We start from the raw sequence: 1,387 nt of genomic DNA, 5'->3' as shown, positions 1-1,387 counted from the left end.
CCGGCCGCGCCCGGCTTTGAGAACCGGAACATCCGGATCGCCGTCTACGTGCGCGATCAGGCGTTGATCGCTGCGTCGGCCGAGAAGCTGCGTGCCATCATGCTCGACGAGATGGCTGAGCAAACCCGCGACAGGGTGTTTGGCGATTGGCGGCCGGAGGGCTGGACTGCGCCGGAGACGGGCATGGAGCGGATGCGGCGGAGCCTGCATCTCGGCAGCAATGTCTTCTCGATGAGAAACCAGGGCGGCTAGCGCGATGGGGTGAGAAGGAAAAAGGTAGGTTCCACAAGGGATTTACCTCTCCTTCTCACCTTCTCACCCTTCTTTTCAGAAGAATAATCTGTTTTAGGAATTCCCAATCCAACTCCGGGATAGTCTCTGAATTGGCCTCAGAAGGACTGAGAAGCGGAGAAGAAAACCTCGCAGCACGCCGGAATGCAGGTTGCGAGACGCTGCTCCTCGGCAGGTGATAAGCCGCGGTTCCTGGCACAGCGCCATCAGGCTGTGAGATGCAGGATCGAGGCACGGCGGTTATGCCGGACGGCGATCATTTCATGCGGCACAAACGCAGCCTCGGCATCATGGCCTGCGGATTGTGCCGGCTCGCCATCATGGTGACACCGCTCCGCTATTCCTATGCCCTGATCGGGAGCCCACCCTGACCCTCATCGGTATGATGTCGAAGCGGCCTGTTGCGCCGGCATCGAGATCACCTGCCGACTGCTGGACGAGGTGGGCGAACGTGTTCACCCCTGGGGTTTCCCTGGCCTTCGGACCACTTGAGCATGTATCCCGCCGGGACGTGTTCGGCCTCGGACCCACGAGAACGTTCCGATATCAAAGTATTCAATCGCTTGAGTCCCGGATCGATCAGCACCTCATGCCTTGGGCACTTGCCGCTCGTGGACTGGGAGCCATCGGAGGTGACCGTCTGGGCTCTGGTGGCCTGATGGACAGCGCGGCGATCTTCAGGCTGCCCTTTTCAATTGCGGCCAATCTTTGCCGAGAGCCTCCCGCCGAATGTGATCACGACCTGCTGGCGTTTCACACAAGCACGGGGGCATAAGCCCCGCCCTCATCGGGCTCGGCAGAAATCATGACCGACATGACGCCACCAAAACCGACTGACGGGATCCAGATCGGTAGCAGAGGCTATGCCAAGCTACATAGGCGCGGAGCGCGGCAGCGGCCGGTTGCCCATTGTCGGGGATGATCACCGACGATCTGGAGAGGGTCCTGCGAAGCTCCAGACGACCTTTGACGCGCCCGATCCTGCTGACTAGGTGCTGACTAGGAGGTCTGAGGAAAGCACCGAAGCGCTCTAAGCCCTTGAGGCGATGGTGGGTGCGACAGGGATTGAACCTGTGACCCTTGCCGTGTGAAGGCA

The 1,387-nt window shown here is 60.5% G+C and carries 1 protein-coding gene; it reads left to right on the top strand.

Features of this window, described 5'->3' with window-relative positions; genetic code table 11:
* On the top strand, nt 1–252 hold a 252-nt coding region (locus tag JMJ56_RS33055; RefSeq protein WP_202836110.1), incomplete at its 5' end, for a hypothetical protein.
* Between the last annotated feature and the right edge of the window lie 1,135 nt (nt 253–1,387).

It is taken from the genome of Belnapia arida (genome assembly GCF_016773205.1).
GTDB lineage: Bacteria > Pseudomonadota > Alphaproteobacteria > Acetobacterales > Acetobacteraceae > Belnapia > Belnapia arida.
The sequence above is the reverse complement of the archived record's forward strand: the minus strand, read 5'-3'. Positions and strand labels throughout refer to the sequence as shown.